This window comes from Martelella sp., assembly GCF_984369615.1.
This window is the reverse complement of the sequence record NZ_CFHTCS010000472.1, coordinates 1-2,794: the sequence shown is the minus strand read 5'-3', so window position 1 is coordinate 2,794 and position 2,794 is coordinate 1. Positions and strand designations below refer to the sequence as shown.

Here is a 2,794-nt window from a genome sequence, read left to right as displayed (position 1 = left end):
TGCGCTCGATGCCGCAGCAGCACTGGCCGGCATTGAACATCGCCGCATCCATCAGCGTCGCGACCGCCGCATCGAGGTCGGCATCCTCCATCACATAACCCGGATCCTTGCCGCCGAGTTCCAGTCCGAGCGGCGTGAAGGTGCCCGCCGCCGCGCGTTCGATCTGCCGCCCGCCTTCCACCGAACCGGTGAAATTGATGAAGTCGAAGCTCTTTGCCGCGATCAGTTCGGAACTCGTCGCATGATCGAGAAAGATATTCTGGAACAGGTCTTCCGCAATGCCTGCAGAAACGAAAGCCTTGACGATGCGCTCGCCGACCAGAAGGGTCTGGCTCGCATGCTTGATGATCACGGCATTGCCGGCAATCAGCGCCGGAACGATGGTGTTGATCGCCGTCAGATAGGGATAGTTCCACGGCGCGATGACGAAGACGACGCCGTGCGGCTCGCGCGCGATATAGCGGCGGAAATTGCCGCTGTCCTCAAGCGCGACCGGGGCCAGACCTTCCGCCGCGATGCTTGCCATATAGTCGGCGCGTTCGTTGACGCCGCCGAACTCGCCGCCGTAGCGCACCGGCCGGCCCATCATCCAGGCCAGCTCCTGCACCACCTCGTCGCTCATGGCATTGAGCGCCTTGACGCCCGCCTGAACCAGCGCGACGCGTTCTTCAAGCGGCCGCTTCGCCCAATCCCTCTGGGCCGCCCGCGCCCTTTCCACGGCGGCACCTGCGGCAGCGGCGGAAACCGCCTCCCGCTCGGCATAGACCGATCCGTCGATCGGCGAAATACATTGGATCATCGTCATGATCGCCATCCTGTCATTTGCTGGTTTGTCTCAAAACAGGCGAAAGCAACCCTTGCCGTCGTCTCGCCTTCAAGCTCTCTCAAACCCACGCGCGACCTCCCAGTCGGTGACGCGGCGGTCATATTCCTCCTGCTCCCATTCGGCGGCGCGGCGATAATGGTTGATGACGCCGTCGCCGAAGGCTGAACGCAGAAACTCGGAAGCGTCCATGGCCTCTGCCGCCGCCCGCAGGGTCTTCGGGATCTCGCGGATATCGCTGCCCGCGCCATAGGCATCGCCCAAATAGGGCTCTTCCAGCGTCATCTCCTTTTCAATGCCGTCGAGACCGGCAGCAAGTTGTGCAGCAAAGGCCAGATAGGGGTTGAGATCCGCCCCGCCGATGCGGCACTCGATGCGGATGCCCTTGGTCTTTTCGCCGCAAAGGCGGAAACCGGCCGTGCGGTTGTCGCGCGACCAGATCGCCTTGGTCGGCGCGAAGGTGCCGGCCATGAAGCGCTTGTAGGAATTAATGTAGGGCGCCAGAAAATAGGTGATCTCTGCCGAATGGGCGAGCAGCCCCGCCACATAATGCTCCATCAGCTTCGACATGCCGTATGGACCGTCCGGATCAAAGAACAGCGGCGTCGCGCCGTCGGCGCTCCAGAGCGATTGGTGCACATGGGAGGAGTTGCCGGCCGCATCATAATTCCACTTGGCCATGAAGGTGATGGCCTTGCCCTTCTGCCAGGCGATCTCCTTGCAGGCGTTCTTGATGATGGCGTGGCGGTCGGCCATGGTCAGCGCGTCGCCGTAGCGGACATTGAGCTCCTCCTGGCCCGCGTCCGCCTCGCCCTTGGAATTTTCGATCGGGATGCCCGCGCCCTGCAACCCGTTGCGGATCGCCCGCATCACATCTTCTTCCTTGGTGGTCTGGAAGATGTGGTAATCCTCATTATAGGCGCTCGAACGTTTCAGCCCGCGATAACCAGCCTCCTCCGCGCTTTCGAAGGACTGGTTGAAGAGGAAGAATTCAAGCTCCGTCGCCATCATCGCGCGAAAGCCATGTGCCTCGAGACGGCCGATCTGCTTTTTCAAGAGCGCGCGCGGCGAATGGGCGACCTCGCTGTGGGTCGCGTGATCCTCGACATCGCAAAGCACCAGCGCCGTGCCCTCCAGCCAGGGAATGCGCCTGAGCGTGCCAAGGTCCGGCTTCATCGTATAATCGCCGTATCCCGCCGCCCAGCTGGTCGACTCATAACCGGAGACGGTGTTCATCTCCATGTCGGTGGCCTGGACATAGTTGCAGCAATGGGTTTCCCTGAAGCCGCTCTCGACGAAATATTCGGCGTGGAAGCGCTTGCCCATCAGCCGGCCCTGCATGTCGACCTGGCAGGCCAGCACGGTGTCTATCCGCCCCTCGGAAACATCCCGCTTCAGTTCGTCGAATGTGTAGCTTGCGCTCATCAGGCTCTTCCCATCGGTTGTCGGACGCGGCTCTGCGCCCTTCATATGCGACCGCCCGGAGCAAACGCGTTCCGGACAGTCAGTGTCAATGGCCTCGTTCCTCGTGGCGAGGACGTTGTTCATGGCCCCGTCCCTTTCAAGGGTCATGCTCGGGCTCGACCCGAGCATGCAGGCGACACGGAGAACGCTGCCTGGACCCTCGGGTCAAGCCCGAGGGTGACGCAAAAAGAGAGACGCGGTTGCGTGACGGGCGTCCCGCCCCGGCAGCCTTGTCTATCAGCCGGCGCGGTAGGGCGGGCCAGCGGCCTTCATGTCGGCCTGATACTGTTTGAGGATCTTGACCACTTCGGCCGTACGCTCGGTCTCGGCGGCGATCTCGTCCCAGAAAGCGTCGGCGGCATCTTCCACCGTCTTCCATTCGGCATCCGGGATGGTCGTCAGTTTCAGCTTGTCGCCATGGGCGCGCAGTCGCGCCTCACCGCCCCAGTACCAGTGCAGGCGATGCAGGTGCGAACTGTCCGTGCACATGCGGAACAGCACCTTCAG

Annotated in this window: 2 protein-coding genes and 1 pseudogene; all 3 read right to left on the bottom strand. The window is 62.4% G+C overall.

The window, feature by feature from the left end; genetic code table 11:
* A partial coding sequence (locus tag AC5DC2_RS22400; RefSeq protein WP_491700084.1) for an aldehyde dehydrogenase family protein occupies nucleotides 1–805 on the bottom strand: 805 nt, incomplete at its 3' end.
* A gap of 69 nt (nucleotides 806–874) precedes the next feature.
* Nucleotides 875–2,248, bottom strand: coding sequence for a glutamine synthetase family protein (locus AC5DC2_RS22395; RefSeq protein WP_491700083.1), 1,374 nt, complete (start codon nucleotides 2,246–2,248; stop codon nucleotides 875–877).
* Between the two features lie 276 nt (nucleotides 2,249–2,524).
* A pseudogene (locus AC5DC2_RS22390) lies at nucleotides 2,525–2,794 on the bottom strand (C4-dicarboxylate ABC transporter); the annotation flags it as partial.

Coding starts and splice junctions, on each gene's coding strand:
- AC5DC2_RS22395 (WP_491700083.1), bottom strand. CDS start 2,248: ATGAGCGCAAGCTACACATTCGACGAACTGAAGCGGGATGTTTCCGAG.